This is a genomic window from Dictyoglomus sp. SSW (assembly GCF_055181335.1).
The window spans coordinates 938,682-961,663 of sequence record NZ_CM143705.1 but is presented as its reverse complement, the minus strand read 5'-3'; the positions used below and the strand labels follow the sequence as shown (position 1 = coordinate 961,663).

Sequence of the window (22,982 nt, the reverse complement as noted above, 5' to 3'; positions counted from 1 at the left end):
TATTACACCTACCTTAAAGGAACCCCTGGAATTCTTATTTGCATTTGCTGGTTTGTAGATCTTGATGTACTGCTTGATGATGATAAAACAATAACATCACCTTCTTTAAGACCACTTTCCACAATCACATTTGTACCATCGTCTTCTCCCAAAGTGACCCTAACAAGTTCAGTGTTTCCGTTTCCTTTAAGGATTTCTACATAACTTCTTCTTTCTGTCTTTTTTATAGCTCTAAGGGGTATTAATAAAACATTCTTCTTCTCTAAAAGAATAATATCCCCATCAGCACTCATCCCTACTTTTAATTTTAAACCAGGATTAGGTATTTTAACCCTTACCTTAAATATAGGTATATTATTTGAAATAGTTGCAACAGGAGATATCCTAATTACTTTTCCCTCAAATTCTTCACCAGGAAAAGCATCTAAAGTAACTCTTACAGGTAGACCCAAAGAAACTTTTCCTATATCTGTCTCATCTACTTCTAAACTTAATTCCACATTATCTGTATCCAGTAGCGTCATTAGAACAGTATTATTTGAAATTATTTGGCCATTTACTACTTTCACATTAGACACAATTCCAGAAAAGGGTGCTTTTATAATAGTATTTTCTAAGTTTTTTTTCGCATTTTGTAAATCCAATTTTGCCTTTTCAAAAGAAAGTCTACTTGTTTCAAGATCTTTTTGTAAATTTTTAAGTTGATTATCATAATTACTTTTCACGGTCTTTAAATTTGTTTCTGCTTGCATATATGAATTCTTTGCTTTTTCCGAAGTTAGTCTAGCATTATCCAAATCACTCTGTGAAGCAAACCCCTTTTCAAAAAGTCCTTTAATCCTTTCTAAATTCTTCTCAGCATTTTTATATTCCAAAAATGCATTATCTCTACTTATTTGAGCATCACTTAAGTTTTTATCTAAATTTCTTTTTTGTGTTTCATAATTAAGTTTTGCTTGTTCATAGGAGTTTTCAGCATTTTTATAAGAAATTAATGCTTGATTATAGGATATTTGATAATCTGTAGGATCAACTTTTACAAGAATATCTCCTGCTTTCACTTTTTTACCTTCTTCTATCACATATATGACTGTCCCTGATACTTTACTGACAATATCAAGACTTCTCTCAGCCTCGAGCATTCCACTGCCAGATACCGTTACTAAAAGATCTCCTCTTTGTACAGTATATGTGGTAATTGTAGTTTTATTTGAAGAAGTTCTTGAATTTCTACCAAAAATACTCCATGATCCTATAATTACAACTAAAATAGCTATAACAATGATTAATATACTTTTCTTTTTCATTTTTTAACTTCTCCTCCTTCGAAAAGTACTTTTCCTACAGAGATAGAAAGATTGTCTAAATTTTTAAAATATGTGTGCAAAGAAGAATAATAATTGTTTTCAGCCTTTATTAAATTTATTTCAGCATTCATTAGATCTAATTTCGTTATTAATCCAGCTTCAAATCGCGTTTTTGTAATATTGTAATTCTCTTTAGCAAGATCCAAATTAATCTTTTGTAATTCTACTTCCTTCAAACTTGCATACAATTGGTCTAACCTTTGAGCTATAGTTAATTTTGTACTATTCAATACCTGTTCTAAATTCATCTTTGCACTTTCCAATGAATTTTGGGATGACAAAAGAGTTGCTTTTGGTGTATATTCATTATTATAAAGCTTTACTTGTAAATTATAGAGTTCAACATTATTACTTGCCTGTACAATATTTGTTAAATTCTCTTTTGCAAGATTAAAAAGATTATCCAACGTAAAGTTAAAAACTACAAGATCTGGCTCTTTGAGGGTTATATTTTCCATAGGAGAGACCCCCAAGGTTTGCCAAAACTGACTCCAAGTTATAGCGAGATTATTCTCTGCTGATTTTAACATATTTTGAGCAGACAAATAATTTATTTCTGCCTGTTTAACATCAGTGGCAGTTGCATTACCTAACTGAAATTTTAGCTTTACTGCATTCAGATTTTCAAGATAATATTCTACTTGTTTTTTATATAATTTAACTTGTGCTTGTGCTTCTAAGACAGAAAAATAAGCATTTCTAACACTTTGAATTACTTGAATTCTTGTATTATTATATTTTACCTGTTCAAGCTTTACATTTAATTCTGCTTGCTTTAAAGAGAGTATTAAAGTAGTTGGATCTTTCTTTTTATTTTCATAATCAAAAACTGCATTATCCAAATTTATTTTCGCTACCAAAATATCTTTATTATTTTTTAAAGCAATATTTACTGCTTCATCAAAAGTTAATATCTTTAATTCTTGAGAATAGCCTAACGTAAGAACCAAAAATGTTAAAACTAAAAAAGCCAATACTTTTCTCATAGTAGATTACCCCCTAAATTTCCAAGAAGATTAGTTAATTGGACTCTTAAAAGATTATAATTTAAAATAGCATCTTCAAGATCATACTTGGCCTGTATAAATTCTATTTCATAACTCTTTAAATCCAAATCTGTAATTAAGCCCAAACTATACCTTATCTTTTGAGCCTCAAAATTTAGTCTCTTTTGTTCTAAGGCAATCTCTTTCTGTTTTATAACGGATTGAGCTTGAATTAGATTATAATAGGTCTTCCAGAAATTAAGTTCTACCTCTTTCTTAGTTTTCTCAAAATTAATCCGCGTTTGTTTCAAGGAAAGTTCTGCTTGTGTTTTATTTATATTACTACTTCCTCCATCCAAGATAGGAATACTAAACTGAATCTTGATATTCCATGACTCTTTACTCGAACTTATTGTATCTCCAAAAGTTTGATCTGTATTAAATGATAAAAGATAGTTTTTTGTATTAAAGGAGGCATTATAAGATGCATTTCCAGTATTGTAATTTCCACTAAATGAGATACCCCAAGATGGAAGATATGCTTTATCTAAATTAAGCTTACTTTTTTCTAATTCTAAGCTCGCATTTTTTACACTTAAATTATTAGTATAAAGTTTACTCAAAAGATCTTCAGGTTTGTCTTCTATTTCATCATATTTAATATCAATTTTTACCGGAACTCTTCGTAAGGTTGTTCCTAAAAGATTTTCAAGGGACTTATATGCTAATTCTAAATTACTTTTTGCTGAGTTATAATTAGTCTCTGCCAATTTTTCCCTTTGTTTATAATCCAATAAATTTATTTCATTTATAACCTTATTCTCAAATTGTTTCTCCGCTACTTCCCTTTGCTTTACTGCTAAACTATAACTTTCTTCATATATCTTCAATTTTTCCTGAGCTAAATAAAGATTATATATGGATTGTAAAAATTGAAGAAATAGATCATTATAATTAATTTGAAAATTATTTTTTGCCTGCTCTAAACTTAGCTCAGCTAATTTTAGATTTATTCCCGCTTCTCCGAAAGGAAGAATAATCTGAGAATAACTTAAGGATAGAACTGTGTTTTGAGTTGTATTAATAGTAGTAGATGATCCTATTATAGTCTTTGTTTCTCCCAGATTATATGATGCCTGAAATGTAATATTAGGCTTTAAATTTGCTTGAGATAAATAATAATTCTGTAAGGAATTTTCGTATTGAATTTTATATACGCTATAGAGGGGTGACTTTTGTAAAAGAGGTAAAAGAGAGTCTATAGTTATGTAATCTTCGCTATAAGATATATTTAAAAAAACAAAGAAGATGATCATAACCAAAAGAAGTTTCTTATACATGGCTTATCTCCCTTTTCCTATCCTCTATATCTACGATTTTTCCGTCTTGCATCCTTACAATTTTTTCAGCATAAGAAGCAATATCTTGTTCATGGGTTACTAAAACAATAGTAAGATTTTCTTCTTTATGAAGCCTACTAATTAAATTCATAATCTCATGACTGGATTTAGTATCTAAGTTTCCTGTTGGTTCATCAGCAAGCAAAACTAAAGGATCCACTACAAGTGCTCTTGCAATAGCAACTCTCTGCTGTTGACCACCTGAAAGTTGAGTAGGTCTATGAAATAACCTATCACTAAGACCCATTCTTTCTAAAATTGCTTTAGCTTTTTCTCTTCTCTCTTTTGGTGAAATTCCTTGGTATATTAAAGGAAGTTCTACATTTTGGAGTGCATTATAACGGGGAAGTAAATAAAAACTCTGAAATACAAAACCAATTTTCTTATTTCTTATCTCAGCTAATTCATCATCAGTAAGTTTAGAAACATCCTTTCCTTCAAAATATATTTTACCAGATGTTGGTCTATCAAGACATCCTATAAGGTGCATCATAGTAGATTTACCAGATCCGGAAGGGCCCATTATTGCTATAAATTCCCCTCTCTTAACCCTTAATGAGACTCCATTTAATGCAGTAGTCTCTACTCCATCCATTTTATAAATCTTAATCACATCTTCCAAAACAATAATGTCTTCCATCTTGACTCTCACACCCTTTCTTTAATAGTTTATCCAATTAAATTAGACATTTTAAATGATATCGTTATTCCATGAAATTAAATTAAAACAATTTGACAAAAACCTTTTGTTTTGATTAAACTTAAAAAGGTTTAAATAAGGTGGGGGCGTAGCTCAGCGGGAGAGCGCTTGCTTCGCATGCAAGAGGCCGTGGGTTCAAATCCCATCGCCTCCACCAAAACAGGAGAAATAGTTTATATCAATATCTTCGCCATTTTAGTTATTTTATTAAACAACCTTTATTGTCTTAATTTTTAAAGAAAGCAAACATATTATGAAAAACCAGTTAAAAAGCTGAGGTTTGCCTATCTTTATCTTTTAGCTTTTTGGATCTATATTAATTTTTAATCAAGATGTATAAGAGCCATATTGTTCCTATGAATTACCTCTTCGTAAGAGTTATCCCCTAAAATAGCTTTTATTTCTTCAGAGTTTTTTCCAATTATGTTTTGAATTTCATTGCTGTCATAATTAACAATTCCTTTACCTATTTCATTTCCTTCTTCATCCAATATAGATACTGTATCCCCCCTTACAAAATCACCTTCAATCTTTTTTATCCCAACTGGAAGTAAACTCTTACCTTTTTTAAGAATAGCTTCTTTAGCACCATTATCTACATAAATCTTCCCTTCACTTTTCGCCACAAATAACATCCAGTGCTTTTTTCTACTTAGATGTTTCTCAGGAGGATAGAAAAAAGTTCCAATTTTTTCATTTTTTAAGATAAGTCTTTCCAAAATATTTTCAATATCTGTTTTTGTTAGAATCATAGGTATCCCAGCCTCTGTAACTATCTTGGCTGCCATTAACTTTGTATACATACCCCCAGTTCCCTTACCAGGGCCTGCATATTTTTCAATATTTTCATTTATCTCATAAACTTCCTTTATCAATTTAGCATCATTAGATTTATTGGGATCTTCTGTATATAGACCATATACATCAGACAATATAACTAAAACGTCAGCATCTACAGCACATGCTACTTTTGCTGATAATGTATCATTATCCCCAATCTTTATTTCTTCAACTGCTACTGTATCATTTTCATTTACAATAGGAATAATCTTCTCTTCTAAAAGAGTCTCAAAGGTCTGAGATATATTTAAATACCTCTTTCTATCATAAATATCTTCTGCCGTAATAAGTATTTGGGCTATAGGTTGTTTAAAAATAGAGAAAATTTGTGCATAGTATTGCATTAACCTTACTTGTCCCACAGCAGATAATGCCTGCTTGGCAGGAAGATCCTTTCTCTTAGAGAGACGAGTTATAATTTCTCTTCCTGAAGCAATAGCTCCGGAGGATACCAATATAACTTCTTTACCAGATCTTATAAGTTTTACGCATTCTCTTGCTAAGGAAAGGATCTTCTCTGCCGATGGATTTCCCTTCTCATCAGTAATACTTGAAGTACCAACCTTTACAACAATTCTTTTCCAGTTATTCATCCTCTTTTATTTCTACCTTTCCCACTTTTTTTGCCTTTCTTTTTATATCGATCCTTGGTAGCATAACTATATGACCACATTTTTCACATTTTAATTTAATATCAACACCAGAATAAAGCACAATCCATCTATTTCCACCACAAGGATGTTTCTTAGGTAGTTCTAATATATCACCTACTTCAATTTTCTCTATCATTCCTCTTCTTCTTCTGCTCTTGGTTTTGCCTTAGCTATAATCTCCTCTTGTATCTTTGCTGGTACCTCTTCATAATGTGAAAATTTCATAGAATAAGATCCTCTACCTTGAGTAATAGATTTAAGAACAGATGAGTATCTAAGCATTTCAGCCAAAGGTACAAGAGCCTTTACCACTTGTAGTTTACCCAAGGAATCTATCTGGGTTACTCTCCCTCTTCTACTATTAAGGTCACTTATAATATCACCTGTATACTCACTTGGTGCTGTAACTTCTACACTCATTATTGGTTCAAGAAGTACAGGTTTTGCCTCCATAAAACCTTTTTTGAATGCTTTAGCAGCTGCTATCTTAAAGGCCATATCTGAAGAGTCTACTTCATGATAAGATCCATCGAATAAAGTAACTCTAACATCTACTACGGGGAATCCAGCTAATACTCCTTTTTCCATTGTTTCTCTAACACCTTTCTCAACTGCAGGTATATAGTTCTTAGGAACAACTCCACCAACAATCTTGTCTACAAATTCATATCCAGCACCTCGAGGTAGAGGCTCTAACTCAAGCCATACATGACCATATTGCCCTCTACCACCTGTCTGCTTTTTAACTTTACCTTCAGCTTTGACAGTAGCTCTAATAGTTTCTCTATAAGCTACTTGTGGTGTACCTAAGGTCACATTTACCCCAAATTTTCTTTGCATTCTCTCTACTACTACTTCTAAATGAGAATCTCCTAACCCATAAATTAATGTTTCATTGGTTTCCAGATTTCTTTGCACCCTTAAAGTTGGATCCTCCTCTAAAATTCTTGCAATTGCAGAACTCATCCTATCTTCATCAGCTCTGGTCTTTGGAACTACTGCAACTGCAAAAACAGGTTCGGGAAATTCCACTGGAACTACCTTTATTGAATTATCTTTATCACTCAAAGTCTCATTTGTGCTTGTTTCTTTCAATTTTGTTATGACACCTATATCTCCAGTATTGATCTCTGTTGCAACTTCCTGATTCTTACCTCTTTGATAGAAAAGTCCACCTATCTTTTCCTGTACTCCTTTATTTACATTGAATAATGGAGAATCTGGCTTTAACACTCCTGATAAAACCCTAATGTAACTTATCTTACCAACAAAAGGATCTGCAGAGGTTTTAAAAACAAAAGCCAAAAGGCCATTCTTTTCTCCTATTCGTACAGCTTTTGTTTCCCCCTTTTTAAGATCTTCAACAGGTATAGCTGGTCTTTCTAAAGGATTTGGGAAGAAAGCAACTATTGCATCAAGTAACTTTGATACTCCTACATTTTTAAAAGAGGATACAGGAAAGATTGGGAATAATTCTCTTCCTATAAAAGCCTCCTTTAAAGTTTTAGCTATTAATGCACTTTCTATCTCTTCTCCTTCTAAATATTTTTGAAGCAACTCCTCATCAAACTCAATAATAGTTTCAATTAACTGTTGTCTATATTTTTCATAATCCGACTTAAGCTCTACTGGAATATCAGACTCTACTGGTTCACCCTTCTCATCTTTATAAATATATGCTTTACCCTCTAAAAGATCTATAATACCATTAAAATTACCTTCTTTACCAATGGGTAAATATATAGGAATTGCTTTGCCTCCAAATCTTTCTTGAATAGCTTTTACATTTTCATAGAAATCAGCACTCTCTCTATCAAGTTTATTCACTACAAAAGCTACTGGTAACTTCTCTTCCTCACCTATCCCCCACACCTTTTCAGTCTGAACCTGAATTCCAGAAATAGCATCAATTACAATAAGCATACTATCTACTGCTCTTAAAGCACTCTTGATTTCTCCTATAAAGTCTGCATATCCTGGTGTATCAATTACATTAATTTTCTTTACCTTCCATTCCAAGGGTAGAACTGAAAGACTTAAAGATATTCCTCTTTTTATTTCTTCAGGTTCAAAATCAGAAACCGTATTACCATTTTCAACTTTACCTATTCTATCTATTACTTTTGCAGTATATAAAATTGCCTCAGCTAAACTTGTTTTTCCTGCACCTCCATGCCCAAAGAGTCCTACATTCCTTAAGTTTTCAGTTTCATATTTCATTTTTCTTTCATAACCCCCTTACTTCTTTTTGTTTTAAAAACTTCCAATTTTAAATTATATATCACATAAAAGAAAATTACATTTTATAAAATCCCAGTACTTCCCAGCCCCCCTTCTCCTCTTTCCGTTAAAGGAAGGCTTTCCACTTCTTCCCATTCTACCCTCGGATAATGAAGAACAAGAAGTTGGGCTATTCTCATACCTTTTTTACCGTAAAATGGCCTTTGTGAAAAATTGATAAGATTAACTAAAATTTCTCCTCTATAGTCACTATCAATAAGTCCTGGAGTGTTTAAAACTGTTATACTTTCCTTTGCCGAAAGTCCACTTCTAGGTAAGACCAATGCCAAATATCCTTCAGGAAGGGCAATTTTTATTCCTGTAGGAATTATAATTCCTCCACCTATCTCATTAAAGGGGGGAAGTACAAAATCAACGCGAGAATACAGATCTAAAGCAGCAGATCCAGATGTAGCATAAAAAGGAAGTGATAGTTCTTTATCTATTCTTTCTATAAGTACTTTAACCTTCATATCTCTAATATGCCTTTGCAAATAAGGCTTTAATTTTTGTTTCCTTTCCACAAAGAATACATTTTCCTTCTTCCTCTTTCCAATCAAGGGGTAAATTTCTTATTGTTGCTCCAGTTAATTCTTTTATCTTTAACTCACATTCTCCGTCTCCACACCAACTTGCTTTAACAAACCCCCTTTTTGTATCCATAATTTCTTTAAATGTATTAAAGTCTCTTACATTATGGAAATTTTCTTCTCTAAATTTTAAAGCCTTTTGGAAAAGAGTTTTTTGAATATCATCTAAAAGATTACTTAGCTCTTCCACCATATTTTCTTTTTTATACGACATTTTCAATCTTAAATCTCTTCTTGCCACAAATATTTCTTGCTTATCTACTTCCTTTGGACCTATTTCTAATCTTACTGGAACACCTTTAAGTTCATACTCATTAAACTTCCAACCAGGAGTATGTTCCTCATCCTTATCTACCTTTACTCTAAAGTATCTCTTCAAGATATTATATATTTCATCTACATAATTGTAGACTTTTTCCCTTTCAGCATCATTTTTCCATATCGGTATAATCACTATTTGATAAGGAGCAACCCTAGGAGGTAATACAAGGCCATAATCATCACCATGAGTCATTATCAAAGCTCCAATAAGCCTTGTAGACACTCCCCAGCTGGTTTGCCAAACATATTTTCTCTCTCCATCCAAATCTTGGAACATAATATCAAATGCCTTAGCAAAATGCTGACCTAAATTATGAGATGTACCAGCTTGAAGGGCCCTTCCATCTGCTAAAAGAACCTCTATAGAATATGTGTGTAAAGCACCAGCAAATTTTTCATTCTCCGTTTTTTTACCAGCAATTACTGGAATAGCTAAATCATTCTCAACAAAATCTTTATACACAAAAAGCATTTTTAATGCTTCTTCTTCTGCTTCTTCAAGGGTTCTATGAGCGGTATGACCTTCCTGCCATAAAAATTCAGTGGTTCTTAAAAAGGGTCTTGTTTCTTTTTCCCATCTAACAACATTAGCCCATTGATTTATTAGTACTGGTAAATCTCTCCATGATTGAATCCATTTAGCATACATGCTGCAGATTATTGATTCTGAGGTAGGTCTCACAGCAAGAGGTTCAAAAAGATCCTCATCTCCCCCCTTTGTAACCCAAGCAACTTGAGGTGAAAAACCCTCCACATGTTCTGCCTCTTTTTCCAAGAAGCTCTTTGGTATAAAAAGAGGGAAATATGCATTTTCATGACCTGTTGCTTTAATCTTTTCATCTAAAATCTTCTGTATATTTTCCCATATAGCATATCCATAAGGTTTTATTACCATACAACCTTTAACAGGAGAGTAATCCACAAGTCCTGCCTTTAATACCACTTCGGTATACCATTTTGAAAAATCATCTTTTTGAGATGTTAATGCTTCTACAAATTTTTTTTCCATAAAAATCACTACCTCCTATATCTCAAATCTTATTTTTAAAGGACCACTGTTATAAGTATCCTCTTCAACTATCACTTTTAGGATAACCTTTTTACCCCTCTCTTTAATTTTATAAGCAGTATCATAAAATTCATCAAAAGATATTTCACCAACAGTATTTGATAATGGATCAGGAAGTATTCCTTTTTGTTGAGCTATTTTATTAACCTCTGATAGAACCTCTAATAGTCTTGATTCAATCTTATCTAAACTTTCACTACCATCAATAACTTTTAGTAATATTACCTCTCCTGTCTTATATACTAATTTATAAGGAAAAATTTGGAAATATACAATAACTGGTTCACCCTCAAATATGTTTGCTAGAGAATGTACCCTTACCAATTTTTCCTCTGTAGTTTTCATTTCCTCTAAAAGTTTTTTCCATTCCGCTTCTGGCACCCATACGTATCCTTTTTCTTCATTTCCTGCTCCTCTTTCTCTTGCTATACTTTCAATTAAAGAAAGAAGTGCTTTTGCCTCTTTTTGTATATCATCACCTGTTTTACCTCTAATAATATAATTAAGTATCAATTCTCCTCTTTTAAATATAATTCCTTCTGTACGTAGACTGGCTATAGTAGAATTCAAAAACTGTAATTCATCAAGTAAATATTTTTTATCTTTCTCCAAAGATTCTTTTTCCTTAGATAATGTGGCTATTTTTTTAGAGACTTCGTATATAGACCTTTGAAGCTTCTCATTTTCTTTCTTTAATCTCTCTTTTTCCATAGATAATTTATTAAGTTCTTTAAGTAATTTTTCTCTTTCCATTTCCAAAATATGAATTTTATTTTTATATTCCTCTAAATCTTTTAGAGCCTTATCTCTACCTTTCTTAACTTCTTCATACCTCTTTAAAATCTCTGTATATTCTTTCTCCTTTGACTTAATCGAATTTTCTAAAGAATATATTTGTTTCTTTAATTTTTCCATTCCAAATAAAGCTACTCGAACATTTTCCGAAATAACAGAAAGCACAACAAGAGAGAAAATCATAATTAAAATGCCAGTCAAAATACTGATTATACGAGAAGTATATTTAGGCCTAAGGCCAAAGAGAGAAAGTTTCTTTTTCCCTGCTTTTCTACCTACATAATCTCCTGCATATGCAATCAAACCACTTGCAAGAATCAATATAATTATTAAAAAAAATCCAGACATTAAAGATTAAACCTCTCTCCTAAGAAAAATCTTTTTGCCATATCACTATTAACTATTTCTTCTGGAGTACCGGAGATAAGAACCTCTCCAGAAAATATTATATATGCATAATCTGTTATAGCTAATGTATCTCTAACATTATGATCAGTAATTAATATACCCAACCCCTTTTCTCTTAAATAGGAAATAGTTTCTTGTAAATTTTGAACAGTAATAGGATCAACCCCTGCAAAAGGTTCATCTAAAAGTATATACTTAGGAGAAAGGGCTAAAACCCTAGCTATTTCAACCCTTCTTCTCTCTCCTCCAGAGAGTGTATACCCTAAATTTTTCCTAACTTTCTGTAATCGAAATTCTTCTATTAATTCTTCTAATCTCTCTTTTTGCTCTTTTGGGGTTAACTTTGTTAATTCTAATACCAATTTTATATTGTCTTCTACTGTAAGCTTTCTAAATATTGTAGGATCTTGGGCAAGATAACCAATACCTTTTCTTGCTCTTTGGGGCATAGATAAATGTGTAATATCCTCGCCATCAAGTAAAATCTTACCCTGATTAGCAGTTACTTCCCCCATAATAGTATAAAATGTAGTAGTTTTTCCTGCCCCATTTGGTCCTAAAAGCCCAACTACATTCCCAGGGGTTACACGTATAGAGACATTTTTAACTACACATCTTTTTCCGTAGTATTTATATATACCTATGGTCTCAAGTGCCATAATTTAATGTTAAGAAAATTTTAACAATATGTCAATTTATCTCAAATTTTTTAAAATTCCAAATATGTTTTTATATCCTTTTCTTTGAACAATACTCAAAGTCATAAAGTATTCCTTAAGGGCAGAGAAATATCTATTTTCTCTTAAATATAAGGCACATAAAAGAGCGTGAAAAACCTCATTATCTTTATTTAATTTTAATCCTTTATCTATTAATTCTTTTGTCTTATTTAAATTATCTTTTAAATAGTACAAATATGCAAGAAAAGCTATTACCCAATCATCGTTAGGTTTTAAATCATATAATCTTTCAAAATAAAAGATAGATTTATCATAATCTTCTAAGAAATAATACAAAAATGCTAATTTATATAGATTGAATATACTACTATCTTCTTCCTTTATATCTTTTTTTAGGTTTTTAAGAAAGTTGGGATCAGTAGCAATAAGCAAATTATATGTATTATAAAGATTCTCTAAATCTCCTAAAGCCCCATATACTACCATAAGATTAAAAAGAACTTTAGAATTTTGAGGCTCTTTTTTTAATTGCTGTTCAAATTGAGTTTTTAAATATTTTAGATCATCAGAAGATAATGATAGAATAATAAAAAAGATAAGAAAGATTATAGATAAGTAAAAATTTTTAAGTATCTTTCTTAATATCAAAAATTCTCAGCTCCTTTAAAATTTCAGTAGCAAGGGCTAAAGCTAATTTTCCATCCTCAAGGGTAACTTCAGGATCCGACCCCTCAAGAATACAATTCACAAAATGTTCAAGCTCTAATCTCAAAGGTTCCTCTTTCTCTAAAACTGGAGTCTCTATAGATGTTTCAACTTGTTTTCTATTCCCATGAATTATAGATATGCTTTGTTCCATATAATCTATGCTTATTAAATCCCCATTCTTCTCATAAATATCTAATCTTCTAATCTTTTTAGGAGTTACCCTACTGGCAATCAGATTTACAAGAAGATTTCCCTCAAAAACAAGTTCTACATTTGCAAAATCTTCATAAGAAGTATAAAAAGAATAACCATATCCTTTTATGTCTAATATTTTTCTACCCTTACCTAATACATAAAAAAGTATATCCAAATCATGAATCATAAGATCCATTACAACCCCCACATCAGTTATCCTACCGTCAAAAGGACCAGATCTTTTTATCTCCATGTAAAAAGGATCATTTATATATCTTTTTAATTCTTGAACAGCAGGATTAAATCTTTCTATATGACCTACCTGTAAAATAAGATTTTTCCCACTGGCAATCTCTAAAAGAGTTTCCGCTTCTTTTAAAGTTTGAGTTACAGGTTTCTCTATAAAAGTATGAATACCTCTAAGCAAAAAGTCTTTTGCTATCTGAAAATGAGTATTAGTAGGAGTAACAATACTAACAGCATCAACCCTATCAAGTAAATCTCTATAATCAGAAGTTACAAAAGGTATATTATAAATAGAAGCAATCTCTTTTGCTCTTTGTAAATTTAAATCTGCAATTCCTACAATTTCTACTTTAGGAATCTCGCTGAAAATTCTTACATGATGTTGCCCTAAATATCCTACTCCAACAACTCCTATCTTTACCTTATTCATCTCCTATATTACTCTCCTCAAGTTGCCATTTTATTATTCTTGCATAAATTCCACCCTTCTTCAAGAGATCTTCATGAGTACCCTCTTCTACTATTTCTCCATTTTCTAATACAATTATTCTATCAGCTTTTCTTATAGTAGATAAGCGATGAGCCACAATAAAAGCAGTTTTTCCCTCCATAAGATCTTTTAAAGCTTCCTGTACATAGGCTTCTGATTCTGAATCTAATGCTGAGGTAGCTTCATCAAGAATTATTAATCTTGGCTTTAAAAGAACAACTCTTGCAATAGCAATTCTTTGTGCCTGTCCTCCCGAAATACCTACCCCACCTTCTCCAATTACAGTATCGTATCCATTTGGTAGATTCATAATAAAATCATGAGCCCTTGCAATTTTAGCAGCCTCTATAATTTCATCTAAAGTTACATTTGGGTTTCCATAACTTATATTATCCTTTACTGTACCATAAAAAACAATAGTCTCTTGTGGAACGAAACCTATTTGAGATCTTAAAGATTTTAAACTCACTTCTTTTATATTGTACCCATCAATTCTTACTTCTCCTTGAGTGGGATCTATAAACCTTGGAATAATATTTACCAGAGAACTTTTTCCTGCACCACTACTTCCAACAATAGCAATTTTTTCTCCAGGATTAACTTTAAGATTTATATTCTTTAAAACCCAACTCTTTCCGTCATATGTAAAATATACATTTTTAAATTCTACAAAACCTTTTATTGGAGGTAGAACTATTGGATTTTTAACCTCTTCTACTTCTTTACCTTTATCCAAAATCTCAAAAATTCTTTCTAAAGCTGCATAGGTTTGCCTAAGTCCTGAAAACACTCTAAGAATAGTTTGAGTAGGATCCAAAGCCATACCCACATAAGTAAGAAAGGCTACAAATGATCCCATTGTTATCTCTCCTCTTGCTATCTTTCTTGTACCTAACCAAAGGATAAAAACAAGTGCTAAAGCACTTAAAAAGCTAGCAAGAGGAATTTGAAATGCTGTAAGTCTTGCAATTTTCAAATTTCTAAAAAAGTTTTTCTCGTTTTCTTTCTTAAATCTTTCAATTTCTTTTTCTTCTTGAGAAAAGCCTCTTACTATTCTTGCTCCTTTTATACTCTCCTGTATAAGTTTTGTTAAATCTGCTACCTTTTTTTGTACAGACATGGACCATTTTTGTATTTCCCTACCTATACCAGATATAGAAAAAACAAAAAGAGGAATAACAATAAGAGTTGCAAGAGCAAGTTGCCAATCTGTGATGAATATTATAACAAGTACTCCTGATAAAAGGACTATAGCATAAAAAAGATCTGCTATGCCTGATAAAAAAGAAGTTTGTATCAATTGAGTATCTTGAAGAGTACGAGCTATAAGATCACTACTTCCCCATCTATTTAAATAATCTAAAGAGAGATATTGAATCTTCTCGAATAATTTTTCTCTTAAATCTGCTACTAATCTATGACCAATAAAAGAAAAAATATAAATCTGACCATACAAAAACATACTTCTTGTAAAAAGAAGAAGAATAATTATAAAGGCTAATCTATTTAAAACATTTAAATCTCTAATATGAGAAAGCTGATCCAAAAGTTCTCCTAAGAATTTTGGTGCATATAATTGAGCACCATTACCAACTATAATACAGAAAAAACCTATTATAAAATAAATTGCATATGGTTTTAAAAATTCAAATAGCCTTTTCAAGTACTTCATGATAAAAATCCTTCCAGATCAACTCGGACGATAGATAATTCTTATTAAACTTTTCTTTTAACTCATTATGTATATTTAAGATTATCTCCCTTTCAACAATTAATCCTCTTAAAAATTCTAACACATCCTTAAACAAAAATTTACCTACTACTTCAGGTAGTATTCCAGGATATAGCTTATTGGGCAAGGCTAAATATGGATTTCTATTTAAGTAGGCTTTTATAATAAAATCTCGTATTCTTCCCTTAAACAAATTACCAATCCCTTCAAGAGGAAGATATTCTGGTCTATGAAGAGGCAATATTACTAACATAGGAATCTTCATATATGCAAGTTGCAAAGTATTGGTACCAGGAAGTGTAATAGCAAGAAAATAACCATTCACATCTCTCATATCCTTTAGATCTCTAAACTCCATAGGTAAATCTTTCCAAATAGGTTGCAGTTTCTCTAATATTTTTCCCCTTTCTGATGGATTTAAAAAGGGAGAGAAAAATAAGGTGAAGTTAAGATCTGGAAAATCTTTTAAAATTTCTCTTGCTAACATGAAATAAAATGGCAAATAAAATCTCAACCCATAGGTCCTACTCCCCGGAAATAAAGCAATTTTATTATTGTTAGAAAACCCATTATTGGGAAGAAAATCAAATCTTAAATCTCCAACTACTACTGCCTTTTTATATTTCAATACTTCAGATGCATAGATCCTATTATAAAATCTTTCCCAATAAAAATCTTTCTCCAAGTATGCTAAAGATTTACTTTTCCACCTTTTGGCAAGAGCCAAATTAAAAAATAAATCTCCTCCTATATGGAAGATTATTGTGTTACTTTCTTTAACTTTAAAAAGCTTCCAATATTCATTTGGTAAGATTATATCTTCAAAAAATTCCCATGTTCTTACAACTCTTTCTTCTTCTCCTGATGCAAATTGACAAGGATTTAATATTAAATAATATGACAAATTTTTACTCCAAAAAGGCTCATACTCCCTTATCCACTGTACCAATGGATAGAGCCAGCCTGCTATTTCTCCAGGCCCATTAGCTATGAAATAAATTTTCATAAAAGATTTAATATAAAATCAGAAATTTTATCTAAAACCCCAGGTTTTCCAATTATTTCAGAGATTCTATCAAGATCTTTTAACATTTTTTCTCTTCTATCGCTATCTTTCAAAAAATCATCTATATCCTTAACAACCTTGTTTATATCTATATACTGCACATACTCAGGAAATATACGTTTTTCTAAAATAATATTGGGCAAAGCAATATAAGGATAATGAACAAGTCTTTTAGCAATAAAATAAGTCAATGGAGAGATCTTATAAAATACAAAAACAGGTGTCTTGAGAATGGCAGCCTCTAAAGTTACTGTACCAGAGGCTACAAGGCTTATGACAGATGCCCTTAAGATCTTTTGGCTTTCATTTCCTGACACAACTTTCACCAAATTCTCCTTCCCTTTAATGATAGAATATAATAAATTAGAAAAATTTTGACTTGCTAAAGGAATAACAAATTTATATCCTGGCAATTTCTCAGCTATCTCTAAAAAAATAGGAGTAAGTTTTTTAATTTCCTGTACTCTACTTCCTGGGAAAAGTCCTATAAGATCATTTTTTTTGTCTATATTTGAATAAACTGAAAGATAATCTATAAGAGGATGTCCAAAAAAAACCACATTATCTCCAAATGATTTATATAAAGAATACTCTTGAGGAAAAGTAGCAATTATCCAATCCAAATTTGAAAGAACTTCTTTAGCTTCTTCTTTCTTTCCCCATAGCCAATATTGTGGAGCAAAATAATATACAGTTATTATACCTAAACTTTTCGCATATTTTGCTAATGGGAGGTTAAAACCTTGAGCATCAATAAATATAGCAAGATCAGGTCTTGCCTCTCTTAATAAATTTTTGGCTTCTTGCTGTATTTTTAATAACTTTGGAATATAAGGTAAAGGCTCAACAAAACCAACAGTACTATATCTTGTTAGATCCCATCTTACATCTAAGCCTTCTTCCTTCATTCTTTCTCCGCCAAGGCCAAAAAAATATATATTTTTTTGTTTTTGTTTTAGCGCATTTATAAGCTTTGATCCATGTAAATCAGCAGAAACTTCTAATGCTGAAAAGAATATTTTCATTCTTCATTCCTCCAAGATGCATCAGCAATTCCTCTTTTCGAGCCTTTAACAAAATCAACCAACATTTTAGCCTCTTCATATTCTATCTTAGATATTGCCTCTAACCTTTTCTCAAAAGATAAACCTTTATCATATAATATATGAAAGAGTTTTCTAATTATTCTAATCCTATCACTCGAAAAACCATTTCTTCTTAGACCTACCACATTAATACCATATATTAGAGCCGGATTACCATCACATAAAGAAAAGGGAGGAATATCTTTAACCAACTTAGATAATGCTCCAACCATTGCATAACTACCTATCCTTACGAACTGATGAATCCCTACAAGACCACTTATAAATGCCTTGTCTCCAATTTCCACATATCCAGCAAGTTGTGTGGCATTGGCTATTATAACATCTCTTCCAATTTTAACATTGTGAGCCACATGAACATATGCCATTAAATAACAATTATCACCTATGATTGTAGCATTACCATTACCAGATGCCCTATGAAATACACAATATTCTCTTATTGTTACATTATTTCCTATTATAAGAAAACTTTCTTCTCCTCTGAAACTCAAATCTTGAGGAATATCACCTAAAACACTTCCTGTATGTATATGACAACCACTACCTATAATGGTTCCTCTTTTAATATGAACATTGTTTTCAATTTTTGTATAATCTCCAATTCTTACCCCATCCTCAATTACAGTAAAAGGACCAATCTCTACATTTATACCTATTTCAGCCTTACCACTGATTATAGCAGTAGGATGTATTGATACATCCTTCATTCTTTTCCTCCTAATGCAATAGTAATTTCTCCGTCTGCCACAATATTATCATCTACTTTACAAATTGCATCAAACTTATATATATTCCTTACTGTTTGCTTTAGTTTTACTTCTAAAACTATTTGATCACCCGGAATTACTGGTTTTCTAAATTTAACGTTATTCACCCCTGCTAAATACGCTATATATTCTTTATCACTTTTATCTTTTCCATAGCTTAGAAATAAAAATATACCTGCACACTGTGCCATAGCTTCAATTATTAATACTCCCGGCATAATAGGTCTTTCAGGAAAATGTCCTACAAAAAAATAGTCATTATACGTAACATTTTTTATTGCTTTTAACCATTCCCCTTCTTTAAAATCTAATACTTTATCAACAAGAAGAAAAGGGAAACGATGAGGAAGAATTTTAGTAATATCAATATTATTCACATCATCACCCCCTAAGTAGATATGACATAGCTTTCATATGTAGCGAGTGTCCTGATCCAATAGATATAATTTTTAATTTTAATCTTTTACCTGAAAGGGATATATCACCTATTAAATCAAGAATTTTATGCCTTACTGGCTCATCTTTGAAGCGAGGTTCATTAACATATCTACCTTCTCCCACAAGAAGTGCATTGTTAAGATCAGCACCACTTATGAGTCCTTTTTTAACAAGCTCCTCTACCTCATAATAAAACCCGAAAGTTCTTGCTGGAGCAATTTCAGTTTTATAATCTTTAAGATCTTTTAAATAAAATGTTTGCCATCTTAAAAAGGAATTAGGAAAAGAGATAGCACAAAGTACTTGAAATCTGCTTGAGGGAAAAAAGAGAATTTCAGCATTTTTAACCCTAAAAGAATATGGTTTCTCAATCGTCAATTCATCTATTAAATCATCCTGATCTTTTACTAAATCCTCAAGAATTTCTACCCAATAAAAAGCACTGCCATCTAAAATTGGCACTTCGTCTCCATCAACTTCCACATATAAGTTAGAAATTCCAAGGTAATATAATGAAGACAAAAAATGTTCAACAGTAGAAATCTTTTCGCCATCTTTTTCTAAAACAACTCTACGTGAAGTTTCTACTACAAACTTATAATTGGCTGGAATTTTTACTTTATTCTTAATAAACAAAACACCTGTATTTTCTGGGGCAGAATGTAAATACATTTTAGTATAACAACCAGTATGTAGGCCTTTACCTTCTACCTTGACAGATTCTTTTATTGTTCTTTGTCTAACCAAGTTTATCCCTCAACTTCTTTATTTCTTCCCAAATCTCAGGAAGTCTTCTCATAATAGCTTGTACTCTCATCTCTTCCCTATGAGGTCTGGCGGGAAATCCAGAAACTATCATGTTATCAGGTATGTCTTTAATCACACCACTCTTAGCAAGGATGGTTACGTTATTGCCTACTTTAACATGATCAGAAACACCGCTTTGACCTGCCATGATTACATTATTTCCTAATTTACTACTTCCAGCTATACCACTCTGACTTACTATAACGCAATTCTCTCCTATTCTTACATTATGTCCTATGATTATCAATGATCCTATTTTAGTACCTTTACCTATGCGTGTTTCTCCCAAAGTGGCTCTTTCAATAACCGTGTTTCCTCCTATTTCTACTTCATCCTCTATAACCACCTTACCAATATGAGGGATTTTGTAATGCTCTTCTCCATTCCATACATATCCAAAACCATCTATTCCAATACTACATCCTGAATGAATTATAACTCTATCTCCAATATAGCAATGGTCATAAATAGTTACTCTTGGATATATGATACAATTCTCACCTATTTCCACATTATTTCCTATTACTACTCCTGAAAATATCTTTGATCCTTTGCCAATCTTTACATTATCTCCTATAACAGTATATGGTGCTATTCCCACATCCTCTCCTAATTGAATCCCTTTGCCCATAATAACTGTAGGATGAATATCTTTAGGATATACCCGCCAATCAAAATACTTTAATAATTCTGCCATTGCAAGTTTAGGATTCTCAACCCTTATATGTGGCTTAGAAGAAGACCCACCATATGGAATCACCATTGCTTTTGCCCCTGTTTTTTCAGCTACTTTTATATCATCCAAATCAAATACAAATATAAGATCATTATCTCCTGCTTTGTCCCATTCAGAAATCTTTTCTATATATACATCTTCCCCAACTAACTCTCCATTAATTATCTTTGCTATTTCACTAAGATGCATCTTTATTCACCCTTTATTTATTCAAATTTTTTAAAACCTCATCAGTAATATCAATCCCACCCCATATTCTTATCTTCTTTTCGATAACCACAGAAAGCTTCTTGATCTTTGCTATATTTTCAACTTCTTTTAAAATTTTATTTTTTATATCTTGTCTTGCTTTCTCTACATATTCTCCTAATTTTTTCTCTTCTTTAGCCCTTAATTCATTAATCTCCTTATCAGTTTTTCCACTTTTCTTGGCATCAACTACCAATTTCTCAATTTCAGACTGTCTTTTCTGTATTACAGTTTGAACACTCTTAGTATATCTGAAATCAAGAAATACCTTTGAATAATCTATATATCCTATATTAATACTCTGTTGAGAAGAAATAATAGAGAAAGATGAAACAAATATAATGTATACAGATAAAATTATCTTCAATAGCCTTTTTTTCATGTCTATTTACCAGAAGATAGAATATTTATAACTTTATCTGTAATATCTACTCCGCCCCAAATTACAATCTCCTGACCTTGTACATTCTTTGTAAGTACTGCTATGTATCCCTCTTTTTTAGCAAGATCAGAGAATATTTTATCAAGAGTCTTTTTTAAGCTATCTAACACTTTTTCCACTGCTTGCTTATAAGGTTGAAGTTCCGCATCATATTGGGCCGATAGTTTCTTTATTTCATCCTGAGATTTTCCAGCCTTCTGAGCTTCATTAAGCTTATTAAGCCTATCTTGATATTCTTGTTGATATTTATTATAGGCATTCATAAAAGGAGGATAACTTCTTAAAAGTTTATCTTCATCAATATATGCTATTTTCAGAGAAGTCTGAGTCTGTGCTCCAACAATTTTAATACCAACAAAGATGAATGAGATTGCAATTAGTAAAAATACTATGAACAGACCATATTTTTTCATTTTCCTTACCTCCTAAAATTCTAATTTTGATTTGATATAAAAATTTCTTAAAGATACAAGATCACTCTCTAATCCAAAGGCAGAGAATAAGGATTTTTGAGTAACTGAAAACTCCACACCAAAAAATGGATTAATTCTAATATCACTTGCAGACACTAAATCTCTTGGATTAAAACAGCTATCACCTCCCACAGATAGAGTTAAATATATCCATTTGTTTAAGGGAAATGCATAAGTAATCTTTAAATACAAAGATCCATCCTCTGGTGAATCTCCAAAAGGATATCTTATATCCCCCATTAAACCTAATATACGTTCATTAAGACCCTCTCCGTATCTTATAAAATACTTACCTGATAATGAGGCTAAAGAATAATTATAATTAGAGCCTCCACCATGAAAATCTATGCCAAAATTAAAATAGCTTCCAGATTTATAAACACCATTCTCTTCTAAAGTTGCATCTTGAGTTATATCAAAACTCAACACTTTATCATCAAGATTCGGATTATTTTTAAAACCAATTTCACCTACTATATTATTACTACTGGAAAGAGTTTTATTAATACTCAATCCCCAATAATTATCTCCAAAATAAACTTTTAAAAACTCCCGTTGCCAAGAAATAAGGTAGTCAAAAGATCCTCGCATATTGTTAGAAATGTTTAACTCTAAATTGCCATAATTACTCAAATAGTAGCTAAAACGTAAATTTACTCTCTCATTTTTTTCATAAATCAAAGAAACTATTCTTGGTGATAGATATTCAACATTAAGATATAAAATTGTATAAGCTCCTTCAAAAGCCCATTCTGGTATTATTTTTATCCTTATATTCTTTTTCAAAAGTTTCTGATTAAGTTCATCTATTTTCTTTAGATCAAGAGGATCTCCTATTGAAAGATTCAAATTCTCTTCAATAACCTTCTTTTCCCATTGATTACCGCTTATTATTTCAATACTACCTATAATAGGAGCCTCTTTCCAAATAAATGAAAGAATTCCATCTTTAAAAATATATTGAGGAGAAATTTCTAAAACAAAACCCTTCTTTCTATAAAGATCCTCAATCTTTTTGCAATCCTCTTTAACTTTATCCTCAATAAAAAATTTGCCTTTGCCACTATAAATAACTTTCTGAATAGCATTAATTGTTATAAGCTTTATATCTGGAAATATTATGTCAGCAACAACAGGAAATTCTTCCACCTTTATGATCAGTTCATAACCACCATCTAATTTTTTAAGATCATAAGAGACAGATTTAAAATAACCACTTTCCTTTAACTTATTTAGTTGACCTTCTATATACTTTCCATTATAAGTATTTAAAACTTTAATGTTTAATATATTCTGAACCGTATCGTAAGAAACATTTTTCAAACCTATTATAGATATTCCCTGAATAAAATAATTTTCATCAGCAAAGGTAAGGTTTAAAGTAATTAAAAGAAATAAAGAAAATATTATTATCCTTTTCAAAGAGATCCCTCCA

Annotated in this window: 23 protein-coding genes and 1 tRNA gene; 1 reads left to right on the top strand and 23 read right to left on the bottom strand. The window is 31.3% G+C overall.

Annotated elements, in window-relative coordinates:
* Nucleotides 1-8 precede the first annotated feature (8 nt).
* Genes ACY3JM_RS04500 through ACY3JM_RS04485 form a run of 4 tightly spaced genes read right to left on the bottom strand, consistent with a single transcriptional unit; the run spans nucleotide 9 to nucleotide 4,393 of the window.
* Entirely contained in the window at nucleotides 9-1,307 is a 1,299-nt protein-coding gene (locus ACY3JM_RS04500) for an efflux RND transporter periplasmic adaptor subunit (RefSeq protein ID WP_463111788.1), read from the bottom strand.
* Nucleotides 1,304-2,353 (bottom strand): TolC family protein, encoded by a 1,050-nt coding sequence (locus tag ACY3JM_RS04495; protein ID WP_463082385.1) that lies wholly within the window; start codon nucleotides 2,351-2,353, stop codon nucleotides 1,304-1,306. The genes ACY3JM_RS04500 and ACY3JM_RS04495 overlap by 4 nt, the downstream gene beginning before the upstream one ends.
* On the bottom strand, nucleotides 2,350-3,693 hold the full coding sequence (locus ACY3JM_RS04490) for a TolC family protein (protein ID WP_463111787.1): 1,344 nt from the start codon (nucleotides 3,691-3,693) through the stop codon (nucleotides 2,350-2,352). The genes ACY3JM_RS04495 and ACY3JM_RS04490 overlap by 4 nt, the downstream gene beginning before the upstream one ends.
* Nucleotides 3,686-4,393 carry an ABC transporter ATP-binding protein gene (locus tag ACY3JM_RS04485; RefSeq protein WP_463082387.1) on the bottom strand — a complete coding sequence of 236 codons (708 nt, stop codon included), beginning with the start codon at nucleotides 4,391-4,393 and terminating at the stop codon, nucleotides 3,686-3,688. Before ACY3JM_RS04485 ends, ACY3JM_RS04490 begins: the two co-directional genes overlap by 8 nt.
* A gap of 142 nt (nucleotides 4,394-4,535) precedes the next feature.
* On the opposite strand from ACY3JM_RS04485, the gene ACY3JM_RS04480 reads away from it, so the two are divergent.
* Nucleotides 4,536-4,610, top strand: a tRNA-Ala gene (locus ACY3JM_RS04480).
* A 166-nt stretch (nucleotides 4,611-4,776) separates the two neighbouring features.
* Here ACY3JM_RS04480 and proB read toward each other — a convergent pair.
* The 19 genes from proB to ACY3JM_RS04385 all read right to left on the bottom strand — a co-directional run bounded on the left by proB (nucleotide 4,777) and on the right by ACY3JM_RS04385 (nucleotide 22,969).
* A complete protein-coding gene (proB, locus tag ACY3JM_RS04475) occupies nucleotides 4,777-5,886 on the bottom strand; it encodes a glutamate 5-kinase (protein ID WP_463082388.1) in 1,110 nt (369 codons plus the stop codon).
* Nucleotides 5,879-6,082, bottom strand: coding sequence for a DUF951 domain-containing protein (locus ACY3JM_RS04470; protein ID WP_463082389.1), 204 nt, complete (start codon nucleotides 6,080-6,082; stop codon nucleotides 5,879-5,881). Before ACY3JM_RS04470 ends, proB begins: the two co-directional genes overlap by 8 nt.
* On the bottom strand, nucleotides 6,079-8,166 hold the full coding sequence (fusA, locus tag ACY3JM_RS04465) for an elongation factor G (protein ID WP_463082390.1): 2,088 nt from the start codon (nucleotides 8,164-8,166) through the stop codon (nucleotides 6,079-6,081). Before fusA ends, ACY3JM_RS04470 begins: the two co-directional genes overlap by 4 nt.
* Before the next feature lie 83 nt (nucleotides 8,167-8,249).
* The gene (dut, locus tag ACY3JM_RS04460; RefSeq protein ID WP_463083638.1) at nucleotides 8,250-8,699 is read right to left on the bottom strand and encodes a dUTP diphosphatase; all 450 of its coding nucleotides are present in this window, start codon (nucleotides 8,697-8,699) and stop codon (nucleotides 8,250-8,252) included.
* 4 nt (nucleotides 8,700-8,703) lie between these two features.
* Nucleotides 8,704-10,146 carry a proline--tRNA ligase gene (proS, locus tag ACY3JM_RS04455; RefSeq protein WP_463111786.1) on the bottom strand — a complete coding sequence of 481 codons (1,443 nt, stop codon included), beginning with the start codon at nucleotides 10,144-10,146 and terminating at the stop codon, nucleotides 8,704-8,706.
* A gap of 15 nt (nucleotides 10,147-10,161) precedes the next feature.
* Entirely contained in the window at nucleotides 10,162-11,349 is a 1,188-nt protein-coding gene (locus ACY3JM_RS04450) for a DUF3084 domain-containing protein (RefSeq protein ID WP_463082392.1), read from the bottom strand.
* A complete protein-coding gene (gene lptB, locus ACY3JM_RS04445) occupies nucleotides 11,349-12,068 on the bottom strand; it encodes an LPS export ABC transporter ATP-binding protein (RefSeq protein ID WP_463082393.1) in 720 nt (239 codons plus the stop codon). The genes ACY3JM_RS04450 and lptB overlap by 1 nt, the downstream gene beginning before the upstream one ends.
* Nucleotides 12,069-12,104: 36 nt before the next feature.
* Nucleotides 12,105-12,737 (bottom strand): tetratricopeptide repeat protein, encoded by a 633-nt coding sequence (locus ACY3JM_RS04440; RefSeq protein WP_463111785.1) that lies wholly within the window; start codon nucleotides 12,735-12,737, stop codon nucleotides 12,105-12,107.
* Nucleotides 12,715-13,668, bottom strand: a complete 954-nt coding sequence (locus ACY3JM_RS04435; protein ID WP_463082395.1) for a Gfo/Idh/MocA family oxidoreductase — start codon at nucleotides 13,666-13,668, stop codon at nucleotides 12,715-12,717. The genes ACY3JM_RS04440 and ACY3JM_RS04435 overlap by 23 nt, the downstream gene beginning before the upstream one ends.
* Nucleotides 13,661-15,400, bottom strand: coding sequence for an ABC transporter ATP-binding protein (locus ACY3JM_RS04430; RefSeq protein ID WP_463111784.1), 1,740 nt, complete (start codon nucleotides 15,398-15,400; stop codon nucleotides 13,661-13,663). Before ACY3JM_RS04430 ends, ACY3JM_RS04435 begins: the two co-directional genes overlap by 8 nt.
* Entirely contained in the window at nucleotides 15,375-16,466 is a 1,092-nt protein-coding gene (locus tag ACY3JM_RS04425) for a glycosyltransferase family protein (RefSeq protein WP_463082397.1), read from the bottom strand. The genes ACY3JM_RS04430 and ACY3JM_RS04425 overlap by 26 nt, the downstream gene beginning before the upstream one ends.
* Nucleotides 16,463-17,551 (bottom strand): lipid-A-disaccharide synthase, encoded by a 1,089-nt coding sequence (gene lpxB / locus ACY3JM_RS04420; RefSeq protein WP_463111783.1) that lies wholly within the window; start codon nucleotides 17,549-17,551, stop codon nucleotides 16,463-16,465. The genes ACY3JM_RS04425 and lpxB overlap by 4 nt, the downstream gene beginning before the upstream one ends.
* Nucleotides 17,548-18,342 (bottom strand): acyl-ACP--UDP-N-acetylglucosamine O-acyltransferase, encoded by a 795-nt coding sequence (gene lpxA / locus ACY3JM_RS04415; protein ID WP_463082399.1) that lies wholly within the window; start codon nucleotides 18,340-18,342, stop codon nucleotides 17,548-17,550. The genes lpxB and lpxA overlap by 4 nt, the downstream gene beginning before the upstream one ends.
* The gene (gene fabZ, locus ACY3JM_RS04410) at nucleotides 18,339-18,779 is read right to left on the bottom strand and encodes a 3-hydroxyacyl-ACP dehydratase FabZ (protein ID WP_463082400.1); all 441 of its coding nucleotides are present in this window, start codon (nucleotides 18,777-18,779) and stop codon (nucleotides 18,339-18,341) included. Before fabZ ends, lpxA begins: the two co-directional genes overlap by 4 nt.
* Nucleotides 18,780-18,783: 4 nt before the next feature.
* Nucleotides 18,784-19,587, bottom strand: a complete 804-nt coding sequence (gene lpxC / locus ACY3JM_RS04405; protein ID WP_463082401.1) for a UDP-3-O-acyl-N-acetylglucosamine deacetylase — start codon at nucleotides 19,585-19,587, stop codon at nucleotides 18,784-18,786.
* On the bottom strand, nucleotides 19,580-20,572 hold the full coding sequence (gene lpxD, locus ACY3JM_RS04400) for a UDP-3-O-(3-hydroxymyristoyl)glucosamine N-acyltransferase (protein ID WP_463082402.1): 993 nt from the start codon (nucleotides 20,570-20,572) through the stop codon (nucleotides 19,580-19,582). Before lpxD ends, lpxC begins: the two co-directional genes overlap by 8 nt.
* Nucleotides 20,573-20,585: 13 nt before the next feature.
* Nucleotides 20,586-21,014 carry an OmpH/Skp family outer membrane protein gene (locus tag ACY3JM_RS04395; RefSeq protein ID WP_463082403.1) on the bottom strand — a complete coding sequence of 143 codons (429 nt, stop codon included), beginning with the start codon at nucleotides 21,012-21,014 and terminating at the stop codon, nucleotides 20,586-20,588.
* A 2-nt stretch (nucleotides 21,015-21,016) separates the two neighbouring features.
* Nucleotides 21,017-21,487, bottom strand: coding sequence for an OmpH/Skp family outer membrane protein (locus ACY3JM_RS04390; protein ID WP_463092542.1), 471 nt, complete (start codon nucleotides 21,485-21,487; stop codon nucleotides 21,017-21,019).
* A 12-nt stretch (nucleotides 21,488-21,499) separates the two neighbouring features.
* Nucleotides 21,500-22,969 (bottom strand): POTRA domain-containing protein, encoded by a 1,470-nt coding sequence (locus ACY3JM_RS04385; protein ID WP_463082405.1) that lies wholly within the window; start codon nucleotides 22,967-22,969, stop codon nucleotides 21,500-21,502.
* Nucleotides 22,970-22,982 lie beyond the last annotated feature (13 nt).